Origin of the sequence: Streptomyces millisiae, from assembly GCF_031845425.1 — a bacterium.
In the GTDB taxonomy this organism is placed as follows: domain Bacteria; phylum Actinomycetota; class Actinomycetes; order Streptomycetales; family Streptomycetaceae; genus Streptomyces; species Streptomyces millisiae.
On sequence record NZ_JAVREM010000227.1, the window covers coordinates 1 to 492 of the forward strand.

At 68.7% G+C, this 492-nt stretch carries 1 protein-coding gene and 1 pseudogene; both read right to left on the minus strand.

The features are described from left to right. The coding region (locus RNC47_RS36370; protein ID WP_311605146.1) for a NusA N-terminal domain-containing protein at window positions 1-314 on the minus strand (314 nt) is incomplete at its 3' end. 2 nt (window positions 315-316) lie between these two features. Next, window positions 317-492, minus strand: a pseudogene (locus tag RNC47_RS36375) (ribosome maturation factor RimP); the annotation flags it as partial.

The following is a 492-nucleotide window of genomic DNA, read 5'->3' on the forward strand; positions in this document are numbered from 1 at the left end:
GTCTTGTCGTCCTCGGCGTCGCGCAGCCGCTGCAGGATGACCTGCTTGGCGGTGGTCGCGGCGATCCGGCCGAACCCGGAGGGGGTGTCGTCGAACTCCTCGGGCTCCTGGCCCTCCTCGAGGTCGGCCGGGTCCTCCTTGGCCCACACGGTGACGTGGCCGTTCTCGTCGAGCTTCACGCGCGCCCGGCGGTGGCTGCCCTCGGTGCGGTGGTACGCGATGAGGAGGGCCGACTCGATCGCCGCGACGAGCACGTCGAAGGGGATCTCCTTGTCCTGCGCCAAGCCCTTCAGAAGCTTCACATCGATGTCCACGGCTACGCCTCCTCTTCCTTCTTGTCCTTGCGGTTGAATTCGATCTCCACGCGCGCCCTGGCGATCTCGTCGAAGGCGAGGCGGCGGGATGTGGGCCTGCGGCCCTTGACTCCGGGCACTTCGAGGTCGAGCCCGTCCTCGTCGACGGCGAGGATGCGGGCGACCAGCTCTCCGGAGC